Source organism: Streptomyces sp. NPDC004266 (genome assembly GCF_042874095.1).
GTDB lineage: Bacteria > Actinomycetota > Actinomycetes > Streptomycetales > Streptomycetaceae > Streptomyces.
On the sequence record NZ_JBIAMM010000005.1, the window covers coordinates 86,700 to 107,738 of the forward strand.

Sequence of the window (21,039 nt, forward strand, 5' to 3'; positions counted from 1 at the left end):
GCGACCCCGCCGGACGTGTCCCCGCCCGTCCGGCGCTCCGTCGTGCCCGGGACCTGCCCGTCGCCCGGAGGGTCCGCCCCGCTCCCCGTCAGGCGATCACCCCCGCGTCCCGCAGCTCCTTCACCTCCGCCTCCGGCACCCCGAGCTCGGCGAGCACCTCGTCCGTGTCCTGCCCGAGAGCCGGGATCCGGTCCATCCGCGGCTCCGGCGCGTCCGGGAACACGATCGGCGGCAGCAGCGCCCGCAGCGGCCCCACCGGGGACTCCACCTCCCGCCACCGGTCACGCGCCGTCAGCTGCGGGTGGTCCGCCAGCTCCGCGACCGAGTTGAGCCGGGCGCAGGCGATGCCCGCCGCGTCCAGCCGCGCCAGCGCCTCGGCCGCCGTCAGCGGGGCGAGCGCCGCCGCGACCACCGCGTCCGTCGCCGCGCGCCCCGCCACCCGCGCCGTGTTCGTGGCGAACGCCGGGTCGTCGGCCAGCTCGGGCCGGCCGAGGACCCGCTCGGCGAGCCGCCGCCACTCCCGGTCGTTCTGCACGGAGAGCAGGACGAGGCCGTCCGTCGTCGGATAGGCGTCGTACGGGGCGATCACCGCGTGCGCGAGCCCCGTGCGCGCCGGGGCCGCACCTCCGTGCATCCCGTGGTGCAGCGGGTGCCCCATCCACTCGGCCAGCGAGTCGAGCAGGGAGATCTCCACCGGGCCGCCCCGGCCCGTCGCGCCGCGCCGGACGAGGGCCGCGAGGACACCGGAGAAGGCGTACATCCCGGCCGCGATGTCGGCGGCCGGGATCCCCGACTTGACGGGCTGCCCGGGCGTGCCGGTGACCGAGACGAGCCCCGCCTCGCACTGCACGAGCATGTCGTAGGCCCGCTTGTGCGCGTACGGCCCCTCCGCGCCGTACCCCGAGACGTCCACCGCGATCAGCCACGGGTGCGTCGCGCACAGGGTGGTGGCGTCGAGGCCGAGGCGGGCCGCCGCGCCCTGCGCCAGGTTCTGCACGAAGACGTCGGCGCCGGCCACCATCCTCCGGACGAGCGCCATGCCCCGGGGGTCCTTGAGGTCGACCGCGACCGACTCCTTGCCGCGGTTGCACCACACGAAGTGCGAGGCGAGCCCTCGGGCGGCCGTGTCGTACCCCCGGGCGAAGTCCCCGCCGTCGGGGCGCTCGATCTTGACGACGCGGGCGCCGAGGTCGGCGAGCTGGCGGGTGGCGAAGGGCGCGGCGACGGCCTGCTCGACGGCGACGACCGTGATCCCGGCGAGGGGAAGGGGCTGGGCGCCGTGGGGGAGGGGCTGAGTGTTCATGACCGTCTGCCTACCGCCCCGGCGCGCCTCCTGTCATCAGGGCCTGTGTCACGCCGTCCCGTCAGCTCCGGGCGTGGCGCCGCACCGCGAGCGGGGCGAAGACGACGAGGAGGCCGAGGGACCAGAGCAGCGCGCCCGCGACCGGGTGGGCCACCGGCCAGGCGGCGTCCGCCGGGACCGGCGCGTTCCCGAAGAGCTGCCGGACCGCCGTGGTGACCGCCGAGAGGGGGTTCCACTCGGCGACCGTCCGCAGCCGGCCGGGCATGCCGTCGGTGGGGATGTACGCGTTGGAGAGCAGCGGCAGCACGAAGGCGGCGCTGCCCAGCTGACCGGCCGCCTCCTCGCTCTTCGAGGCCAGGCCGAGGAAGATGCCGATCCAGGTCGTCGCGAAGCGGAAGAGGAGCAGCAGGCCGAAGGCGCCCAGGGCCTCGGGGAGCGTGCCCTCGATCCGCCAGCCCATGGCGAGGCCGACCAGGAGCAGCGGGACCGTGCCGACGGCGCTCGCGAGCAGGTCGGCGAGGGCCTGCCCGAGGGGGACGGCGGCCCGGCTCACGGGCAGGGTCCGGAAGCGGTCCATGACGCCCCGGTGGGAGTCCTGCGCGGCCTGGAGCATGCCGGTCATCAGGCCGCCCGCCGCCGTCGCCACCAGCATGCCGGGCACCAGGAAGGCCCGGTACTCGGCGCCGGGCGCGGCGAGCGCGCTGCCGAAGACGTAGCCGAAGAAGAGCAGGAAGACGATCGGCATCGTCTGCGTCAGGACCGTGATCGCGGGCGCGTGCCTGATCCGCCGGAGGTGACGGCCGAGGACGGCGGTCCCGTCGTGCACGAGGGCGCTCACGCGACGGGCTCCTTCCGGCCGGTGAGGCGCAGGAACACCTCGTCGAGGGTGGGCGGTCGCAGGGAGGCGTCGACGAGGTGGACCCCGGCCGCGTCGATCTCGCGGACGATCCGGGGGAGGGTGAGGGCGGTGTCCGTGGTCACCGCGCCCACCGTGCGCCGCTCGGCGTCCAGGACCGGCGCCGAACCGGTCAGCCGGTCGAGGACGCCCGCGGCCGCTTCGAGGGACGACGGACCGGCGACGACGACCTCGGCGTAGCTGCCGACGAGCGCCTTCAGTTCGGCCGGGGTGCCGCTCTGCGCGGCCCGTCCCTCGTCGATCAGCACGATGTCGTCGGCGAGCCGGTCGGCCTCCTCCAGGTACTGGGTGGTCAGCAGCACGGTCGTGCCCCGGTCGGCCGACTCCCGTACGGCGTCCCAGATCCCGTTGCGGCTGTGCGGGTCGAGGCCGGTCGTGGGCTCGTCGAGGAAGAGCACCCGCGGCGGCACGATGAGGCTCGCCGCCAGGTCGAGGCGGCGCCGCATGCCGCCGGAGTAGGTGCGGGCGGGCCGTCCGGCGGCCGCGGTCAGGCCGAAGCGTTCCAGGAGCTCGTCGGCGCGGGAGCGCGGGGCGCGCAGGAGTCGGGCGAAGAGCCGCAGGTTCTCGGCGCCGGTGAGGTCGCCGTCGACGGAGGCGTACTGCCCGGTGACCGCGATCCGCTTCCGCACCCCCGCCGGGTCGCGCACCACGTCGTGGCCCGCGACCAGCGCGCTGCCCCCGTCGGGCGCGACCAGGGTGGTGAGGACGCGGACGGCGGTGGTCTTGCCGGCGCCGTTGGGCCCGAGGACGCCGCAGACCGTGCCCTCGGGGACGGCGAGGTCGAGGCCGCGGAGGGCGTGGACGTCGCCGTAACGCTTCCGCAGGCCTTCACTAAGTACAGCGTACGTAGTCGTCATGGCGCGACCATACCCCACTACGTACGGCGTACGTAACTACGATGGGAGCGAGGTGATGATCCATGGCGGGCCGAGCGGCCGAACCGGAAGTGATCTGGGCGCGGCCCGAGCGTGCGGGCCGCGGCCCGAAACCGGCCTACAGTCGGCGGGACATCGTGGACGCGGCCGTCCGCATCGCCGACGCCGACGGCATCGACGCGGTCTCCATGCGCCGCGTCGCCGCCGAACTCGGCTGCGGCACCATGTCGCTCTACAACTACGTCCCCCGCAAGGAGGACCTGTACGAACTGATGGTCGACGCGGTCAGCGGCGAGTACGAGCTCCCCGAGGAGCCCAGCGGCGACTGGCGCGCCGACATGACCGCGATCGCCCACCAGAGCCGCGCGATCATGTACCGCCACCCCTGGCTGGCCCGGGTGATGACCACCGCCTACGGCTTCAGCCCCAACGCCCTGCGCTTCCTGGAGTGGTGCCTCGGCTGCCTCGCCCCCCTGGACCAGCCCGCCGGGCTCAAGATGCAGCTGATCGCCATGGTCAACGGCACGGTCATGGCCACCGTCGCCAACGAGCAGGCCATCGCCGAACGGGCCCGCGGACTGCCCTGGTCCGAGGAGGAGGAGCAGGCGGTGCGCGGCGCCTACCTCATGGGGCAGGTGGCGAGCGGCCGGTACCCGCACCTCGCCGCCCTGCTCGCCGAGGCCCCCGCCGCCCCCGTCGACGCGGACGAGATCTTCTCGCTGACCATCGCCCGTCTGCTCGACTCCTTCGACGCCCCGCTCACAGGAGCATGAACTGCCCCTCCGGGCCCTCCTCCTGATGGTCGAGGACGGAGGCGGGGCGGCGGGACCGGGCGGGTGCGGGAAGGACCCCGGCCGCGGCGAGCTCCGCCCGGCCGACGCCCCCGGCCGCGAGCGCCGCGCGCTCCGGCTCCCGCTCCCCGAGCAGCGCGAGCACCGTGACCAGGTCGAGCAGCTCCGAGGTCCACTCCTGCGGCCAGACGGCCGGCCCGATCGCCTCCAGGGAGCCCGGCTCCGCCGGGGCCGTCCGGTGCGCGAACCACTGCTCCAGGACCCGCACCCCGCCGACCCGGTACTCCCAGGCCTCCGCCGGTACGGGCGAGATCAGGCCCCCGCCGACGTCGAGCACCTCGGCCCCGGGGTCGTACGCCATCGTGGCCGGCCGCGCCGGGACCGCCGCCCGCACATAGGGCCGCCGCCCGCCCGGCAGCCGGGGCCTCGTCCCGCTCAGGGCGCCGCGCAGCTGCACGTCGGCGAGCTCCCGGCCGAGCGCCACGCCCGCCGACCACACCTCCGGGTCCCCGGGCAGCGGGACGCGGCACCCGGCGGGGGAGGGGAGGGCCGCCGCCACCGTCCACGCCAGCCAGTCGTGGGCGTCGACCTCGCGCCCGTACCGCTCGCCGAGGAAGTCCAGGAGCCCGGGCGCCAGATTGGGCTCCCGGCCGCCCGGGCGCCGGAACAGCGGCCGGATGCGGCCCGGACGGCCCGCCGGGGAGCGGCCCTCCGGCAGCGCAGCCGTCACCAGGAGCGCGGGACCGGCCGCCCCCGGCACGTACCCCTGCTCGACGGCGAAGAGCTGCGGCTCCCCGGCGACCCGCCACAGCTCCGGGCGGGCGGTGTCGATCAGCCGGTGGTCCGGCAGCAGCCACTGCTCGTCGAACGGCCCGTGCGCCACCCGCACCGGCTCCGGGCACGGCCCCGTCTCGCGGGCGAAGCGCGTGGTGCCGGTCCGCTGCCCGGGCAGCGCGCCCACCGCGCTCGCCGGGGTCCTCGAGCGGCTCGGCCGGAACAGCGCCTCCCGCTCGGCGCCCTCGGCGGCCACGAGCCGGTCCCACCGGCTCCGCAGGGTCCGGGCGTCGGGGGCGACGATCCATGACCGCCCGAACCGCAGCGGGGCCACGGACCACGGCATCAGCTCGTCGAGGAGGGGCGGGGCGTCATCCGCGCGGGGGGCTTCGATCCGGTGGGCTTCGGCTCGGGGGGCTTCCGTCACGCCCCGCATGCTAACGACCGCCCTCCGTGGGCTTCCACCGTCCGTGCGCCTCCGCCGTCCGCGCGTTTCGACGGCCGGAGCGGTCCGACCGGCAGGGCGTTCCGGCCGTCAGCCCGTTCCGACCGGCAGTGTGCTCCGGCCGTGGGCGCGCTTCGGCCGTGGGGTGTTTCGGTCGTCGGTGTGCTCCGGCGGTCAGTGCGCCTCGACCGTGACCGTGAAGGAGAAGCGGTCGCCGCGGTAGCGGATGCGGGCCACGTCGACGACCCGGCCGTCCTCGTCGTAGGTCACGCCCGTGTAGTGGAGGATCGGGGAGAGCAGCGGGACCTGGAGCAGGGCCGCCGTCTCCGGGTCCGCGAGACGGGCCTCGACCGTGTCCGTGATGCGGCTGATCCGCACCCCGACCACGTCCCGCAGCACCTTCGTCATCGGCCAGCGCTCCAGATCGGCCGGGTCGATCGCGACGGCCAGCTCGGGCAGCACCGCGTTCTCCGCCCAGTTCGTCGGCTCACCGCTCTCCCCGTCGCTGCGCAGCCGTCGGTACGCCACGACCTCCGGCACGTCCGGGAAGTACTCCGCGAGCTCCCCGGGCACCGGCTGGGTGCCGTGCCCGAGGACCGTCGTCCGCTCGCCCGACTGCTGGGCCACGATCGCGTCGATCGAGCCGAGCAGCCGGCGCGGCGTGGACCGCCGCGCCCCCGGCTCGATGAAGGTGCCGCGCCGCCGGTGCCGGCTGATCAGGCCCTCCTCCTCCAGTTCCTTGAGGGCCTGGCGCATGGTCAGCACGCTCACGCCGTAGTGGGTCGCGAGCTGCTCCTCGGTGGGCAGCCGCAGCGAGGCGTCGGACGTGCGGCCCAGTATGGAGGCGCGCAGCGACTGCGAGACCTGATACCAGAGCGGCAGCTTGCGGTTCAGGACCAGCGAGTCGGGAGCGAAGGCGGTCACGGGTTCTCCGTACGAAGGCTACGGGCTTACGGCCGAGACATTACGGCCGGAAGTGGCGCTCAAGACCCTGCCATACGTCGTCGTATCCCTTCTGCAGGTGGTCGGCGACCGCGGCCTGCGGGGTGGTGGTCACCGGCCAGCGGGTCTCGAACATGAAGGCGAGGCCGTCGTCGATCTTCTGCGGCTTCAGCTCGGCGGCGCTGGCCTTGTCGAAGGTCTCCCGGTCGGGGCCGTGCGCGGACATCATGTTGTGCAGCGAGCCGCCGCCGGGCACGAAGCCCTCCGCCTTCGCGTCGTACGCGCCCTCGATGAGGCCCATGTACTCGCTCATCACGTTCCGGTGGAAGTACGGCGGACGGAAGGTGTCCTCGCCGACCAGCCAGCGCGGGGCGAAGACCACGAAGTCGACGCCCGCCAGCCCCGGGGTGTCGGAGGGGGAGGTGAGGACCGTGAAGATCGACGGGTCGGGGTGGTCGTAGGAGATCGTCCCGATGACGTTGAAGCGGCGCAGGTCGTAGACGTACGGGGTGTGGTTGCCGTGCCAGGCGACGACGTCCAGCGGCGAGTGGCCGTACGTGGCCGACCAGAGGTTGCCGCAGTACTTGTTGACCACCTCGACCGGGCCCTCGACGTCCTCGTAGGCGGCGACCGGGGCGCGGAAGTCACGGGCGTTGGCGAGGCCGTTCGCGCCGATCGGGCCGAGGTCCGGGAGCTGGAACGGGGCGCCGTGGTTCTCGCAGACGTAACCGCGGGCCGTCTCGTCGAGCAGCTCGACGCGGAAGCGCACGCCGCGCGGGATCAGCGCCACCTCGCCCGGGTGCGCGGCGAGCAGGCCCAGCTCGGTGCGGAGGAGGAGGCCGCCGCGCTCCGGGACGATCAGCAGCTCGCCGTCGGCGTCGCCGAAGACCCGCTCCATGGAGGCGTTGGCGTGGTAGAGGTGCACGGCCATGCCGGTGCGCTGGGTCGCGTCGCCGTTGCCGCCGAGGGTCCACAGGCCCGCCAGCCAGTCGGTGCCGGGCGCCGGCTCGGGCAGCGGGTTCCAGCGCAGCCGGTTCGGGTCGGGCACGGTCTCGGCGAAGGGGGCGCCGGCGAGGGTGCCGTTGTCGATCCGGGTGAACGGCGGGTGCGCGGCCGAGGGGCGGATCCGGTAGAGCCAGGAGCGGCGGTTGTGGGACCGCGGCTCGGTGAAGGCGCTACCGCTGAGCTGCTCGGCGTAGAGGCCGAGGGGTGCGCGCTGCGGCGAGTTACGGCCGTCCGGCAGTGCGCCGGGGACCGCCTCCGAGCTGTGCTCGTTGCCGAAACCGGTGCTGTAGGTGAGCGCCTCGGCCGTCTTCCTGGCCTGCTCCGTGGTCATCGACCGCTCCTGTCCTGAGCCCGCAAGGGAATCCTATGCATGACCGTAGGATTCCGCGCGCCTCGCGTCAATGGCGCACCGGAGACCCGTGGCGGTTCGGTGCGCGCGCAGAGGGATTGGTGCGTGCACATGGGGTCCGAAAAGATGAACATTGCTCTACTCTCACGCGCATGTCGTGGACCCGAAGGTTCGTCTCCGTGCTCTCGGTCGTGCTCGTGGCCCTCGCCGCGGCCCTGTTCACCGCTCCTCTCGCCCAGGCCCACGAGGAACGGCCCGTCACCCTCCCCGACGGAACCGGCAGCGTGCCGGAACTCCGTACGGGCGAACCCGACCTCCTCGTCTGCAAGGCCGACCGCACCGACTTCGAGCGCCGCGTCTCCGGCTTCCCGGCCGCCCTCAAGGCCCGCAACCTCGCCCTCTTCGAACGCTGCCTCCGCACCGGCCACCGCCACCTCCAGCAGGCCGTCGACGCCGTCGACCGGCCCGGCCTCACCATCGCGATCCTCCCCGGCCTCTACGAGGAGGAGCCCTCCCTGCCGCCGCCCACCGGCGCCTGCGCCACGCTCAAGGCCAGGAAGTCCGCGCTCGGCTACCAGATCCTCAGCTACGCCCAGCAGCTGCGGTGCCCCCACAACCAGAACCTGGTGGCGATCCTCGGCAAGAAGAACCTCCAGATCGAAGGCACCGGCGCCTCCCGCCTCGACGTCGTCATCGACGCCAAGTACCGGAAGCTCAACGCCATCCGCGCCGACGGCTCCGACGGCGTCTACTTCCGCAACTTCACCGCCCAGCGCACCACCTTCAACTCGCTGTACGTCCTCGCCGCCGACGGCTTCGTCATCGACGACGTCCTCACCCGCTGGAACGACGAGTACGGCTTCCTGACCTTCGCCTCCGACCACGGCCTCTACAAGAACTGCGAGTCCTACGGGAACGGCGACTCCGGCATCTACCCCGGCTCGGCCTCGAACATCAACGACGGCCACGGCTACGACGTCCCCCGCTACTCCATCGAGATCACCGGCTGCCGCAGCCACCACAACATGGTCGGCTACTCCGGCACCGCCGGCGACTCCGTCTGGGTCCACGACAACGAGCTCGACCACAACATGGGCGGCGCCTCCATGGACTCCGCCTTCCCCGGCCACCCCGGACTGCCCCAGAACCACGCCCGCTTCGAGCGCAACCTGATCCACGACAACAACCAGAACTACTACCCCCACGTCGCCGACGGCACCTGCGCCAGACCGCCCGTCGACCGCGGCTACGAACAGGGCGTCGTCTGCCCCCAGATCTCCATGCCGCCCGGCACCGGCATCATCACCGCCGGAGGCAACTGGAACCTCTACGAGGGCAACTGGGTCTACGGCCACCAGCGCGCCGCCTTCTTCCTGAGCGCCGTCCCCGCCTTCATCCGCGGCGAGTCCGCCTGGGGCAAGCAGACCGACACCTCCCACCACAACCGCTACGCCGGCAACCACCTCGGCGTCGACAAGGCCGGCCGCGCCCGCCCCAACCGCACCGACGTCTGGTGGGACGGCCAGGGCGGCGGCAACTGCTGGCAGTCCGACGCCGGCGCCGCCACCCCCGGCGCCCCGCCCGTCTGCGGCGCCCGCCGCGGCGAGGTCTCCGGCGCCACCGACCGGCTCGTCGGAGAACCCGTCAAACTCGCCCAGCTCCTCGTCTGCGCCGACTACGACGTCCAGGCGCGCCGCCTCCCCGCAGGCTGCGACTGGTACGGCGCCCGCGGCCTCCAGCGCGTCGAGACCCAACTCGCCCTCGGCAGCGCCCTCGTCCTCGCCCTCGCCGGAGGCGCCCTCTGGTGGCGCCGGCTGCGCGGCAACCGGCTCGCCGGCGCGGCCGCCCTCGTCGGCCTCGCCGGCCTCGCCCTCGACGTCGCCGGCTCGACCCTCGCCCTCACCCCGACCGTCCTCCCCTCCGTCGCGCTGCTCCTCACGGGCGTGTGGTGGGCCCTCACCGGCCTCGCCCTGCGCCCCGCCCGCCCCGTCCTCGCCTGGACCACGGTGGCCCTCGGCGCCCTCACCCTGCTCGACGCCTTCGACAAGGCGGTCCTCATGGTCCCCGGCCTCCCCGTCGGCCCCGCCTGGCTCCGCCTCCTGCTCGGCGTCGTCTGGGTGCTGTGGGCGGTGGTCGCGGCCGGCACCCGCACCGACCGCACCGCCGAACCACCGGCCGCCCCCGCCGCCGACCACCCGGAAGCGGTGACGACATGACCCCTCACCGCCCTGCCCCATGCCGGTCCACCGCGCCCCTGGCCACCGCGCCCCTGGCCGCCGTCGCTCCGACCGTCGCCGCCCTGATCACCGCCGTCCTGCTCCTCGCGGGCTGCGGCGGCCGGCCCACCACCCACCACAGACCCGGCACCAGCCACCAGGAGGCCACCGGCGACAGCGGCACCCTGCTCCCGGCCCGGGACGAGAGCGGACACCGGCTCCGCGAACTCCCCGCGACGGACGCGCCCGCCGTCAGGGCCGAGGCCCGCCCCGACTCCGAGGGCGGCTGGAACGTCCACCTCACGGTGGAGAGGTTCCGCTTCACCCCGGAGAGCACCGGCGGCGCGGCCCTCCCGGGCCGCGGCCACGTCCGCCTCCTCGTCGACGGCCGGGAGACCGCCCGCCTGTACGGCCCCTGGGGCTATGTGCCGCCCGGCGCCCACACCCTGACCGTCCGGCTCCACGCGGACGACCACACCGTCTGGGCCGTCGCCGGCGCCCCCGTCCAGGCCACGGTCCGCCTCGGCATCACTCCTTCCACCTCCGCTTCCACCACCTCCGCTCCCACCTCTGCCGCTTCCCCCGCCCCCGCTTCCTCCGCGCCGCCGAGCCCCCGGCCCACCGGGCCCGGCCGGACCGTCACCCTCACCATCACGGGGACGACCGTCCAACCGCCTCCCTCCCGCATCGAGTTGAAGAAGGGCGAACTCCTCACCCTCCGGGTCACCGGCGACCGTGCCGACACCCTCCACGTGCACGGCTACGACCGTGAACTGCCCCTCTCTCCCGGCACGACCGCGACCCTCACCCTCACCGTCGACCGCACCGGCCTCTTCGAGGTCGAGACCCACGAGTCCGGACTCGTGCTGACCCAACTCGTCGTCCGGTGACGGCCTTCACCGCCGCCCACCTCCCGGCTCCCGCCCACGCCGGCCCCCTCGGGCTCCCGCTCGCCCACGGCATGGGCTCCCGGCACGACCTCCCCCTCTCTCCCTTCTACGCCTACGCCGGCGCCTTCACCGCCCTCCTCTTCTCCTTCCTCGCCCTCGGGCTGCTCTGGTCCTCCTCCCGCTTCCGCGGCGACCTCTCCGGCCGCCCGCTCCCCGCCGTCCTCCAGCGGACCGCCGACGCCCCCGCCACCCGCGGCGCCCTCCGCCTCCTCGGCGCCGCCACCGCACTCGTCTTCCTCCTCCACCTCCTCCTCGGCCCCGACGACCCGGACCGCAACCCCGCGCCCGGCGCCCTCTACGTCCTCCTCTGGGTCGGACTCGTCCCCGCCTCCCTCCTCCTCGGCCCCGTCTGGCGCCTCCTCAACCCCCTGCGCGCCCTCCACGCCCTCCACCCGCCACGGAAGCCGCGCCCCCTGCCCGCCACGCTCGGCATCCGGCCCGCCGCCGCCGGACTCCTCCTCTTCACCTGGCTGGAGCTGGTCGCCCCCGACAACACCTCCACCACCACCCTCCTGATCGCCCTCGCCGCCCACACCGCCGTCCAACTCCTGGGCGCCGCCCGCCACGGCGACCGGTGGTTCGCCCACGCCGACCCCTTCGAGGTCTACTCCTCCCTTCTCGCCCTGCTCTCACCCCTCGGCCGCCGCGCCGACGGCCGCCTGGTCCTGCGCTCCCCCTTCCACGGCCTCGACGCCACCCCGCAGACCCCCGGACTCGTCGCCACCGTCTGCGTCCTCCTCGGCTCCACCGCCTACGACGGCCTCTCCGACAACCCCCGCTGGATCACCACCCTCCAGACCTCCCCCCTCGGCCCCGTCCCCACCGCCACGCTCGGTCTCCTCGCCGCCGTCGCCCTCGCCGCCACCTGCTACGGCCTCTGCGCCGGCGCCCTGCGCCTGATGAACCCCGGGCTCACCACACCCCTCACCTCCTTCGCCCATTCGCTCCTGCCCATCGCCCTCGGCTATCTCGTGGCCCACTACTTCTCACTTCTCGTGACCGAAGGGACACGTACCGTCATCTTGGCAGGGGGCACTGACAACGCCCCCTCGCCCGCTCCACCACTGGGCCCCGGCGGCCTCGCCGCCCTCCAGGTCCTCGCGATCGTCACCGGCCACGTCCTCGGCGTCGTCGCCGCGCACGACCGGTCCGTGCGCCTCCTCCCGCCCGCCCGCGCCGTGGCCGGCCAACTCCCCCTGTTCGCGCTGATGATCGCCTACACCCTCGGCGGCATCGGCCTGCTGATCGCCTGATCCGGACCGGAGCGCCATCATGGACCCCGTGCCCCAGACCCGCCCCCTGACCCAGCCGGCGCTCCGCCGCGCCCCCGTGCAGCAGCGCAGCGCCGAGCGGCTGGCCCGGATCCTCGACGCCTGCGCCGTGCTCCTCGACGAGACCGGGTACGAGCAGTTGAGCACCCGTGCCGTCGCCGCCCGTGCCGGCGTCCCCATCGGCTCCGTCTACCGCTTCTTCGGCAACAAGCGGGCGATGGTCGCCGCCCTCGCCCACCGGAACCTCGACCGGTACGCCGAGCGGGTCTCCCGGCGGCTCGCCGAGGCGCCGATCCTCGACGCGCACGGCGCCATCGACGGAGTCCTCGACGAGTTCATCGAGATGAAGCGGACCGTCCCGGGGTTCGCGCTCGTCGACTTCGGCGTGCCCGCCGCCGCTCCCGGAGAAGCCGCGGCGGACGGCCCGACGGCCGGTCCGGCAGGCGGTCCGGCGGACAGCCCGGCCGAGGCCGCCGTCGAGGACCCCAACCGGCTCGTCGCCGAACGGATCTGCGCCCTCCTCGCCACCCATCTGGGCCGCGTCGCCGACGAGGAGCTGCACCGGAAGGTGCTCGTCGGCGTCGAGACCGCCGACGCCCTGGTGCGCCTGGCCTTCCGCGCGGATCCCGCCGGGGACCCGGCGCTCGTCGCCGAGACGCGGTGCCTGCTCCACGCGTATCTGGCGCCCTCGCTCTCCTGACCTTCCGCAGACCCCTCCCGCCCGTGCCTACCGGTCGGTAGGCTCGGCGTCACCCGACGCACCCAGGGAGACGCCATGCCCACCGCCCTGCGCATCTGCCCCCTCTGCGAAGCGACCTGCGGACTCACCCTGACGCTCGACGGGAGCCGCGTCACCGGGGCGCGCGGCGACCGCGACGACGTCTTCAGCCAGGGGTTCATCTGCCCCAAGGGCGCCTCCTTCCCCGAGATCGACGCCGACCCCGACCGGCTCCGCGCCCCCATGGTCCGCAAGGACGGCAGACTCCAGGAGGCCACCTGGGCCGAGGCGTTCGACACCGTCGCCGCCCGAATCCGTCCGATCATCGAGGAGTACGGGCCGGACTCCGTGGGTATCGTCCTGGGCAACCCCAATGCGCACACGATCGCCGGCGCCCTCTACCCACCGCTGCTGATCGGGGCGTTGCGCACCCGGAACCTCTTCACCGCCTCCACGCTCGACCAGATGCCCAAGCACGTCTCCAGCGGCCTGCTCTTCGGAGACCCGTTCGCCGTCCCCGTGCCGGACCTGGACCGCACCGACCACCTGCTGATCCTCGGAGCCAACCCGCTGGACTCCAACGGCAGCCTGTGCACCGCCCCCGACTTCCCCGGCAGGCTCAAGGCGCTGCGCCGGCGCGGCGGCACCCTCACCGTCGTCGACCCCCGGCGCACCCGCACCGCCCGCCTCGCCGACCGGCACGTCGCGATCCGCCCCGGCGCCGACGCGCTGCTCCTCGCCGCCCTCGTCCACACCCTCTTCGACGAGGACCTCACCGACCTCGGCCCGCTCGCCGCCCATGTGGAGGGCGTCGAGGAGGTACGGACCGCGGTGCGGGAGTTCAGCCCCGAGGCGGTCGCCGCCGCCTGCGACGTGGACGCGGACACCATCCGCGCCCTCGCCCGGGAGCTCGCCGCCGCGCCCACCGCCGCCGTCTACGGGCGGATGGGCAGCTCCACCGTGGCGTACGGCAGCCTCGCCAACTGGCTCGTCGACGTCCTCAACGTCCTCACCGGCAACCTCGACCGGCCCGGCGGCGCCCTCTTCCCGCTCTCCGCCACCGCGCCCGCGCCCCGCCCCGCGGGACCCGGCAGGGGCTTCACCCTCGGCCGCTGGCACAGCAGGGTCTCGCACCACCCCGAGGTCAAGGGCGAGTTGCCGCTCGTCGCCCTCGCCGAGGAGATCGAGACGCCGGGGGAGGGGCGCATCCGCGCGGTGATCACCGTCGCCGCCAACCCCGTCCTCTCCGCCCCGGACGGGGACCGTCTCGACGCGGCCCTCGGCTCCCTCGACCTGATGGTCGCCGTCGACCCGTACCTCAACGAGACCACCCGCCACGCCGACGTCCTGCTGCCCCCGCCGCCGCCCTCCCGGAGCGCCCACTTCGACTTCGCCTTCAACTCCTTCGCCGTCCGCGACCAGGCCCGCTACACGCCGGCGGCCGTCCCCCTCGAAGCGGACCGCATGGACGAGTGCGAGATCCACGCCCGGCTGATCCTCGCCGTGTCCGGGATGCACGGCGCCCCGCCGTCCGCCGTCGACGACCTCGCCATCGACACGACCCTCGCCAAGGCCGTGACGCAGGAGCACTCCCCGGCGCACGGCGCGGACCCCAAGGAGTTCGCCGCCCGGCTCTCCGGCGCCACCGGGGCCGAGCGGCGGCTCGACCTGATGCTGCGGCTCGGGCCGTACGACCTCACCCTCGACGAGCTGAAGGCGCACCCGCACGGCATCGACCTCGGTCCGCTGAAGCCGCGCCTGCCCGCGCTCCTCAAGACCCGCAGCGGACGGATCGAACTGTTCCCGGAGCCCCTCGCCGCCGACCTGCCCCGGCTGCGGGCCGCCCTCGACGCCGTACCGGAGCCGGGGACCCTCCAGCTCGTCGGGCGCAGGCACCTGCGCTCGAACAACAGCTGGCTGCACAACACCCCCGCTCTGGGCGGAGGTTCGAACCGCTGCACCCTCCAGGTGCACCCCCGGGACGCGGAGCGGCTGCGGCTGACCGACGGCGGGGTCGCCCGGGTGAAGGGGGAGGGCGGTGAGGTCGAGGTGCCGGTGGAGGTCACCGAGGGCGTGCGGCCGGGCGTCGTCAGCCTCCCGCACGGCTGGGGCCACGACCGGCCGGACACCCGGCTCGCCGTCGCCTCCACGCGCCCCGGCGTCAACGTCAACCAGCTGCTCGACGGGTCCCGGATCGACCCCCTGTCCGGGACCGCCGTCCTGAACGGCTTCCCCGTGGAGGTGTCGCCCCTGTAGGCCGCCCCGGATCAGCACCCCCGCTGTGACCTGGGGTTTTGCTCGTATTGCTCACGCGTCAACGTCTTGTTAACGACGGAGGGGGGCACCTACGGTCATCCGGACCGCCGCTCGGCGGCAGTTCAAGGGTGAACGTGAGGTGTCCTCCATGCTGACCGTCCTCGGCTTCGCCATGATCGCGACCTTCCTGGTCCTGATCATGCTCAGAAAGATGTCGCCGATCGCGGCGCTCGTACTGATTCCCGCGCTGTTCTGCGTCGCGGTCGGGCAGGGGGCCCAGCTCGGCGACTACGTCATCGAAGGGGTCGGCAAGCTGGCGCCGACCGCCGCGATGCTGATGTTCGCGATCGTCTACTTCGGCGTCATGATCGACGTCGGTCTCTTCGACCCGATCGTCCGGGGCATCCTGCGCTTCTGCAAGGCGGACCCCGTGCGGGTCGTCGTGGGCACGGCGGTGCTCGCCGCGATCGTCTCGCTGGACGGCGACGGTTCCACCACCTTCATGATCACCGTCTCGGCGATGTATCCGCTCTACAAGCGGCTCAAGATGAGCCTGGTGGTCATGACGGGTGTCGCGGCCACCGCCAACGGCGTCATGAACACCCTGCCGTGGGGCGGGCCCACCGCGCGCGCCGCGACCGCGCTCAAGCTGGACGCCGCCGACATCTTCGTGCCGATGATCCCCGCGCTGGGCGTGGGCCTGCTCTTCGTCTTCGTCCTGGCGTACGTGCTCGGCCGCCGCGAGCGCAAGCGCATCGGCTACCTGACCCTCGACGAGGTCCTGGTCCCGGAGACCGACGCGGTGCTGGTCACGGCGGGCGGCGGCAAGGACGAGGGTGGCGGCAAGGGCCATGGCGGCGGCAGGAAGGCGACCGGTTCCTCCGGCGACGCCGCCGGCGCGGCGACCGGTACGCGCGACGGCGACGGCGACGGCTTCCAGGGACTCGACCCGAACCGGACGACGCTCCGCCCCAGGCTGTACTGGTTCAACGCCGCCCTGACGGTGGCGCTGCTCGCCGCGATGATCCTCGAACTGCTGCCGATCCCGGTGCTGTTCCTCCTCGGCGCCGCCCTCGCGCTCACCGTCAACTTCCCGAGGATGGCCGAGCAGAAGGAGCGGATCGCCGCCCACGCGGACAACGTCCTCAACGTCGCGGGCATGGTCTTCGCCGCCGCCGTCTTCACCGGCGTCCTCACCGGAACGGGCATGGTCAAGCACATGGCCGACTGGCTCGTCGGCGCCATCCCCGCGGGCATGGGCCCGCACATGGCCCTGGTCACCGGCGTGCTGAGCCTCCCGCTCACGTACTTCATGTCGAACGACGGCTTCTACTTCGGTGTGCTCCCGGTCCTCGCGGAGGCGGGTGCGGCCCACGGCGTGTCGCCCCTGGAGATCGCCCGCGCCTCGCTGGTCGGCCAGGCCCTGCACATGTCGAGCCCGCTGGTCCCCGCCGTGTACGTGCTGGTCGGCATGGCGAAGGTGGAGTTCGGCGACCACACCAGGTTCACGGTGAAGTGGGCCGCGCTGACCTCGCTGGTCGTGCTGGCCGCGGGGGTCGTCTTCGGGATCGTCTGACCCCCGTCGGGCCCCCTCCCGTGGGCGGGAGTGAGCCGGACGGGTGGAAGTCGGAGGGTGGCGCGCCGGGTCGCCACCCTCCGTATCCAGTTTGTGACAGATAGTCGGATTATCGCAGCAAATGCCCGATGAATTCACGACTGGAGGACCTCCCTCATGACGACACCCCCCACCCGCACCCTGCTCCGAGCGTCGCTCGCCACCCTGGCGCTCGGCGCCGTCGCCCTCGGGGGCGCCCCGGCGGCCTTCGCGGCGCCCGGTGACAACGGCGACGTCAAGGTCCACCGGGAGAACACCCCTGACACCAGCCAGGCCAACGAGCCCCAGGTCGGATGCACCTTCAAGTTCTCCGCCTTCAACTTCGACGGGCTGCAGAGCATCCAGTGGAACATCGTTGCGCAGCCGGGCCAGCCGGGTGACCCGTCGTTCGGAAACGGCAGCATCACCGTCGACGGCACCGGTTACGGGCACACCGGGAACATCAGCGGCGTGCCGAGCGGCATGTACAAGGTCGAGTGGACGTGGGCGAACATGAACGGCGCCCCGAAGTCGAAGGTCTTCCGGGTGAACTGCCCGGACGGCGGCAACGGCGGCAACGGGAACGGCGGCAACGGCAACGGCGGTAACGGGAACGGCGGCAACGGCAACGGCGGCAACGGCGGCGGTCACGGCCACGGCAGGCCCCCGCACGGCCCGGTCGGCGCGGGCGGTGGCGGCAGCGCGCAGCTCGCCGCCGAGGACTCCTCCGCCTTCGGCGTCGGGGCGGCCGTCGCCGCCGGCCTCGCCGGCACGGCCGGACTCGTCCTGATCCGCCGCTCGCGCCGCCGCGACAATGGCGCCGCGTAGGTCCCGCTTCACCCGCAGACAGCGGCGCCTGCTCCGGCTCGCCAGGACCGTGGTGGTGACCGTGGTCCTGGTGACGGGGGGTGCCTGGTGGGCCGGTGACGGGGAACCGGCCGACCCACCGCTCGCCGCAGGTCCGGCCGCTCCCGGTCCGGCCGCTCCCGGCCGGGCCGGGGCGGCGGCCGGGGCGCCCACCACCCTGGACCACAAGCCGAAGCCCCGGGCGCTGCCCAAGACCACGCCCCGGCCGCGGCCCGCGCCTCCGCCGGCGCCGCTGGCCCGCTCGCGTCCCGTCACCGTCGCCGTCCCGGCCATCACCATCGAGGCCCCCGTGATCGAGCTCGGTCTCGACGCCACCGGACGACTCGGCACACCACCCGTCGACAACCCCCGTGTCGTCGGCTGGTACGCCAAGGGGCCCGCCCCCGGCGAGCGCGGAACCGCCGTCGTCGTCGGCCACCGCGACACCCGCACCGGGCCCGCCGTCTTCCTCAACCTCGACTCGCTCAGCGCCGGCAACACCGTCCGGGTCGCCCGCGCCGACGGCAAGGTCGCCGTCTTCACGGTCGACCGCGTCGGGACGTACGCCAAGAACGCCTTCCCCGACAAGGAGGTGTACGGAGACACCGGGCGGCCCGAACTGCGGCTGCTCACCTGTGGCGGAGCCTTCGACCGGGGCAAGGGCTACGAGGCGAACATCGTCGTCTTCGCCCACCTCACCGAGATCGCCCAGAAGATCTGACCCCGGCGCCCGGCCCCGCGTCCCCGGACCGGCCGCGCCCGCACACGCACCCACGCCCCGCTCGACGGAATCCAGCCGCTCCGTCGACCGGGGCGTGTGTCGTGCCCGGAGACGGGGGCCGTCTCCGGTCCGAAGCCCGGGGGGCAGGGGACGTCTCCGTCTCGCGGCCCGGACATAGGACCCGTCCCGGCTCCGAAGCCCGACGGCGCGGGCCGCCGTTCGCCCCCCGGATGCGCCGGGCGCCCTCCGTCAAGGAGGGTTCGGCCGGTTCCGGGGCCGTACCACTGTGCGGGACCGCCGTGGACAGTGCGTGGACGGGGAGGCACGATCGAGCGGTGTCATGGCGTGCCGCCGGGCGGGACCCGAGCGTGTCACCGCCCGGGCCCGGAGCGCGTCGCCAGGCCCCCCGGGCCGCACCGCCCGATGAGACCCGGGGCACTCCGGCGGACCCTGGCGTCGGAAAACTAACAGCGCTAGTTTGGGTCGACGACGCACGGACGACGCACGGACCGCGCACCGACGACGCACGGACGACCCGAGGAGACAGCGGATGAAGGCCCACGACGCGATGTACATCGGCGGGGAGTGGCGCCCCGCCTCCTCCACCGACACCATCCCCGTGCTGAACCCGGCCGACGAACAGGTCATCGGCCACGTCCCGGCGGGCACCGCCGAGGACGTCGACGCCGCCGTACGAGCCGCCCGCGCCGCGCTCCCCGGCTGGGCCGCCACCCCGCCCGCCGAGCGCGCGGCCCGGATCGCCGCCCTCCGCGACGCGCTCGCCGCCCGCGCGGAGGAGATCGCCGCGACCGTCACCGCCGAACTCGGCGCCCCGCCGCAGCTCGCCGCCGCCGTCCACGCCGGACTCCCGATCGCCGTCGCCGGCTCGTACGCCGAACTCGCCGCCACCCACCCCTTCGAGGAGAAGGTCGGCAACTCCACCGTCTACGCCGAGCCGGTCGGCGTCGTCGCCGCCATCACCCCCTGGAACTACCCGCTCCACCAGATCGTCGCCAAGGTCGCCCCGGCCCTCGCCGCCGGCTGCACCACCGTCCTCAAGCCCGCCGAGGACACCCCGCTCACCGCGCAGCTCTTCGCGGAGGCCGTCCACGAGGCCGGTCTGCCCGCCGGTGTCTTCAACCTGGTCACCGGTCTCGGCCCGGTCGCCGGACAGGCGCTCGCCGAGCACCCCGACGTGGACCTCGTCTCCTTCACCGGCTCCACCGCCGTCGGCCGCCGCATCGGTGCCCTCGCGGGCGGCGCCGTCAAGCGGGTCGCGCTCGAACTCGGCGGCAAGTCCGCGAACGTGATCCTGCCGAGCGCCGACCTCCCCAAGGCCGTCGCGGTCGGCATCGCCAACGTCATGTCCAACTCCGGCCAGACGTGCAGCGCCTGGACCCGGATGCTGATCCCCGCCGACCGGTACGAGGAGGCGGTGGCGCTCGCCGCCGAGGCCGTCGCCAAGTACGTCCCCGGCGAGCGCGTCGGCCCCCTCGTCAACGCCAGGCAGCGGGAGCGGGTCCGCGGCTACATCGAGAAGGGGATCGAGGAGGGCGCCCGGCTCGTCGCCGGCGGCCCCGAGGCCCCGCGCGAGACCGGCTACTACGTCTCCCCGACCGTCTTCGCCGACGTCACCCCCGAGATGACCATCGCGCAGGAGGAGATCTTCGGCCCCGTCGTCTCGCTCCTGCGGTACGAGGACGAGGAAGAGGCCCTCGCCATCGCCAACGGCACCGTCTACGGGCTCGCCGGAGCCGTCTGGGGCGAGACCGAGGCGGCCGTCGCCTTCGCCCGCCGCATGGACACCGGCCAGGTCGACATCAACGGCGGCCGCTTCAACCCGCTGGCCCCCTTCGGCGGATACAAGCAGTCCGGCGTCGGCCGGGAGCTCGGCGCGCACGGCCTCGCCGAGTACCTCCAGACCAAGTCCCTGCAGTTCTAGACGACCGAAGTCCCAGGAACCCGAGGAGAGACGCGTGATCCGCGCCGCCGTCCTGCCCGCCGTCGGCTCTCCGCTGGAGATCACCGGCATCGAACTCCCCGAACCCGGACCCGGCCAGGTCCGGGTCCGGCTCGCCGCCGCAGGGGTCTGCCACTCCGACCTCTCCCTCTCGAACGGCACCATGCGGGTGCCCGTCCCGGCCGTCCTCGGCCACGAGGGCGCGGGCACCGTCGTCTCCGTCGGCGAGGGCGTCACCCACGTCGCCCCCGGCGACGGCGTCGTCCTCAACTGGGCGCCGTCCTGCGGCAGCTGCCACCCCTGCTCGCTGGGCGAGGTCTGGCTCTGCGCCCATGCGCTGACCGGCACCGCGAACGTCCACGCCCGCACCGAGGACGGCACCGAGCTCCACCCCGGGCTCAACGTCGCCGCCTTCGCCGAGGAGACGGTCGTCGCCGCGAACTGCGTCCTGCCCGCCCCGGAGGGGGTGCCGCTCACCGACGCCGCCCTCCTCGGCTGCGCCGTCCTCACCGGCTGGGGCGCGGTCCACCACTCGGCCCGGGTCCGGAAGAACGAGACCGTCGCCGTCTTCGGCGTCGGCGGGGTGGGCCTCGCCACGCTCCAGGCCGCCCGGATCGCGGGCGCGTCGACGATCGTCGCCGTGGACGTCTCCCCGGAGAAGGAGGCGCTCGCGCGGGCCGCCGGAGCCACCGAGTACGTCGTGGCCTCCGAGACCACCGCCAAGGACATCCGGAAGCTGACCGGTGGCCAGGGCGTCGACGTGGCCGTCGAGTGCGTCGGCCGGGCCGTCACCATCCGGACCGCCTGGGAGTCCACCCGGCGCGGCGGCCGCACCACGGTCGTCGGCATCGGCGGCAAGGACCAGCAGGTCACCTTCAACGCCCTGGAGATCTTCCACTGGGGCCGCACCCTGGCGGGCTGCGTCTACGGCAACTCGAACCCGGCCGAGGACCTGCCGGTGCTCGCCGAGCACATCCGGGCGGGCCGGTTCGACCTCGGCGCCCTCGTCACCGAGCGGATCACGCTGGAGGGCATCCCGGGCGCCTTCGAGAACATGCTCGCGGGCAAGGGCGGCCGCGCCCTGGTCGTCTTCTGACCCCGACGTGC

General features: G+C 74.0%; 17 protein-coding genes. 11 read left to right on the forward strand and 6 right to left on the reverse strand.

Features of this window, described 5'->3' with window-relative positions; translation table 11 throughout:
- Positions 1-88: 88 nt before the first annotated feature.
- From ACFYUZ_RS14070 to ACFYUZ_RS14080, 3 genes are all read right to left on the reverse strand, one after another.
- Positions 89-1,303, reverse strand: a complete 1,215-nt coding sequence (locus ACFYUZ_RS14070; protein WP_389308711.1) for a CaiB/BaiF CoA transferase family protein — start codon at positions 1,301-1,303, stop codon at positions 89-91.
- A gap of 61 nt (positions 1,304-1,364) precedes the next feature.
- Positions 1,365-2,141 carry an ABC transporter permease gene (locus ACFYUZ_RS14075; protein ID WP_389308713.1) on the reverse strand — a complete coding sequence of 259 codons (777 nt, stop codon included), beginning with the start codon at positions 2,139-2,141 and terminating at the stop codon, positions 1,365-1,367.
- Complete coding sequence (locus ACFYUZ_RS14080) at positions 2,138-3,076, reverse strand: ATP-binding cassette domain-containing protein (protein ID WP_389308715.1); 939 nt, start codon at positions 3,074-3,076, stop codon at positions 2,138-2,140. The genes ACFYUZ_RS14075 and ACFYUZ_RS14080 overlap by 4 nt, the downstream gene beginning before the upstream one ends.
- Positions 3,077-3,138: 62 nt before the next feature.
- Between ACFYUZ_RS14080 and ACFYUZ_RS14085 the strand changes: the two genes are divergently transcribed.
- Complete coding sequence (locus ACFYUZ_RS14085; protein WP_389308717.1) at positions 3,139-3,867, forward strand: TetR/AcrR family transcriptional regulator; 729 nt, start codon at positions 3,139-3,141, stop codon at positions 3,865-3,867.
- Here the strand turns inward: ACFYUZ_RS14085 and ACFYUZ_RS14090 are convergent.
- From ACFYUZ_RS14090 to hmgA, 3 genes are all read right to left on the reverse strand, one after another.
- Complete coding sequence (locus ACFYUZ_RS14090) at positions 3,854-5,095, reverse strand: type ISP restriction/modification enzyme (RefSeq protein WP_389308719.1); 1,242 nt, start codon at positions 5,093-5,095, stop codon at positions 3,854-3,856. The genes ACFYUZ_RS14085 and ACFYUZ_RS14090 overlap by 14 nt on opposite strands.
- A gap of 183 nt (positions 5,096-5,278) precedes the next feature.
- On the reverse strand, positions 5,279-6,028 hold the full coding sequence (locus ACFYUZ_RS14095; RefSeq protein ID WP_389308721.1) for a GntR family transcriptional regulator: 750 nt from the start codon (positions 6,026-6,028) through the stop codon (positions 5,279-5,281).
- Between the two features lie 40 nt (positions 6,029-6,068).
- Positions 6,069-7,382 carry a homogentisate 1,2-dioxygenase gene (hmgA, locus tag ACFYUZ_RS14100; RefSeq protein ID WP_389308723.1) on the reverse strand — a complete coding sequence of 438 codons (1,314 nt, stop codon included), beginning with the start codon at positions 7,380-7,382 and terminating at the stop codon, positions 6,069-6,071.
- Positions 7,383-7,552: 170 nt separating this feature from the next.
- Here hmgA and ACFYUZ_RS14105 point away from each other — a divergent pair, with 170 nt between their 5' ends.
- From ACFYUZ_RS14105 to ACFYUZ_RS14150, 10 genes are all read left to right on the forward strand, one after another.
- On the forward strand, positions 7,553-9,616 hold the full coding sequence (locus tag ACFYUZ_RS14105) for a right-handed parallel beta-helix repeat-containing protein (RefSeq protein ID WP_389308725.1): 2,064 nt from the start codon (positions 7,553-7,555) through the stop codon (positions 9,614-9,616).
- A complete protein-coding gene (locus ACFYUZ_RS14110) occupies positions 9,613-10,506 on the forward strand; it encodes a hypothetical protein (protein WP_389308727.1) in 894 nt (297 codons plus the stop codon). Before ACFYUZ_RS14105 ends, ACFYUZ_RS14110 begins: the two co-directional genes overlap by 4 nt.
- Before the next feature lie 71 nt (positions 10,507-10,577).
- Positions 10,578-11,819 carry a hypothetical protein gene (locus ACFYUZ_RS14115; protein WP_389309321.1) on the forward strand — a complete coding sequence of 414 codons (1,242 nt, stop codon included), beginning with the start codon at positions 10,578-10,580 and terminating at the stop codon, positions 11,817-11,819.
- A 19-nt stretch (positions 11,820-11,838) separates the two neighbouring features.
- Positions 11,839-12,537 carry a TetR family transcriptional regulator gene (locus ACFYUZ_RS14120; protein WP_389308729.1) on the forward strand — a complete coding sequence of 233 codons (699 nt, stop codon included), beginning with the start codon at positions 11,839-11,841 and terminating at the stop codon, positions 12,535-12,537.
- A 75-nt stretch (positions 12,538-12,612) separates the two neighbouring features.
- On the forward strand, positions 12,613-14,811 hold the full coding sequence (locus ACFYUZ_RS14125; protein ID WP_389308731.1) for a molybdopterin-dependent oxidoreductase: 2,199 nt from the start codon (positions 12,613-12,615) through the stop codon (positions 14,809-14,811).
- A 148-nt stretch (positions 14,812-14,959) separates the two neighbouring features.
- On the forward strand, positions 14,960-16,387 hold the full coding sequence (locus ACFYUZ_RS14130; RefSeq protein WP_389308733.1) for a CitMHS family transporter: 1,428 nt from the start codon (positions 14,960-14,962) through the stop codon (positions 16,385-16,387).
- 156 nt (positions 16,388-16,543) lie between these two features.
- A complete protein-coding gene (locus tag ACFYUZ_RS14135; RefSeq protein ID WP_389308735.1) occupies positions 16,544-17,233 on the forward strand; it encodes a hypothetical protein in 690 nt (229 codons plus the stop codon).
- Positions 17,220-17,972, forward strand: coding sequence for a class F sortase (locus tag ACFYUZ_RS14140; protein ID WP_389308737.1), 753 nt, complete (start codon positions 17,220-17,222; stop codon positions 17,970-17,972). The genes ACFYUZ_RS14135 and ACFYUZ_RS14140 overlap by 14 nt, the downstream gene beginning before the upstream one ends.
- 550 nt (positions 17,973-18,522) lie before the next feature.
- Complete coding sequence (locus ACFYUZ_RS14145; protein ID WP_389308739.1) at positions 18,523-19,914, forward strand: aldehyde dehydrogenase family protein; 1,392 nt, start codon at positions 18,523-18,525, stop codon at positions 19,912-19,914.
- Between the two features lie 34 nt (positions 19,915-19,948).
- Complete coding sequence (locus ACFYUZ_RS14150; protein ID WP_389308741.1) at positions 19,949-21,028, forward strand: Zn-dependent alcohol dehydrogenase; 1,080 nt, start codon at positions 19,949-19,951, stop codon at positions 21,026-21,028.
- Positions 21,029-21,039 lie beyond the last annotated feature (11 nt).

Excerpts from the sequence above, each read along its gene's own strand:
- ACFYUZ_RS14115 (WP_389309321.1), top strand. The coding sequence starts at position 10,578 with ATGGGCTCCCGGCACGACCTCCCCCTCTCTCCCTTCTACGCCTACGCC.
- ACFYUZ_RS14085 (WP_389308717.1), top strand. The coding sequence starts at position 3,139 with ATGGCGGGCCGAGCGGCCGAACCGGAAGTGATCTGGGCGCGGCCCGAG.
- ACFYUZ_RS14105 (WP_389308725.1), top strand. The coding sequence starts at position 7,553 with ATGTCGTGGACCCGAAGGTTCGTCTCCGTGCTCTCGGTCGTGCTCGTG.
- ACFYUZ_RS14110 (WP_389308727.1), top strand. The coding sequence starts at position 9,613 with ATGACCCCTCACCGCCCTGCCCCATGCCGGTCCACCGCGCCCCTGGCC.
- ACFYUZ_RS14130 (WP_389308733.1), top strand. The coding sequence starts at position 14,960 with ATGCTGACCGTCCTCGGCTTCGCCATGATCGCGACCTTCCTGGTCCTG.
- ACFYUZ_RS14070 (WP_389308711.1), bottom strand. The coding sequence starts at position 1,303 with ATGAACACTCAGCCCCTCCCCCACGGCGCCCAGCCCCTTCCCCTCGCC.
- ACFYUZ_RS14140 (WP_389308737.1), top strand. The coding sequence starts at position 17,220 with ATGGCGCCGCGTAGGTCCCGCTTCACCCGCAGACAGCGGCGCCTGCTC.
- ACFYUZ_RS14090 (WP_389308719.1), bottom strand. The coding sequence starts at position 5,095 with ATGCGGGGCGTGACGGAAGCCCCCCGAGCCGAAGCCCACCGGATCGAA.
- ACFYUZ_RS14120 (WP_389308729.1), top strand. The coding sequence starts at position 11,839 with ATGGACCCCGTGCCCCAGACCCGCCCCCTGACCCAGCCGGCGCTCCGC.
- hmgA (WP_389308723.1), bottom strand. The coding sequence starts at position 7,382 with ATGACCACGGAGCAGGCCAGGAAGACGGCCGAGGCGCTCACCTACAGC.
- ACFYUZ_RS14145 (WP_389308739.1), top strand. The coding sequence starts at position 18,523 with ATGAAGGCCCACGACGCGATGTACATCGGCGGGGAGTGGCGCCCCGCC.
- ACFYUZ_RS14125 (WP_389308731.1), top strand. The coding sequence starts at position 12,613 with ATGCCCACCGCCCTGCGCATCTGCCCCCTCTGCGAAGCGACCTGCGGA.
- ACFYUZ_RS14080 (WP_389308715.1), bottom strand. The coding sequence starts at position 3,076 with ATGACGACTACGTACGCTGTACTTAGTGAAGGCCTGCGGAAGCGTTAC.
- ACFYUZ_RS14135 (WP_389308735.1), top strand. The coding sequence starts at position 16,544 with ATGACGACACCCCCCACCCGCACCCTGCTCCGAGCGTCGCTCGCCACC.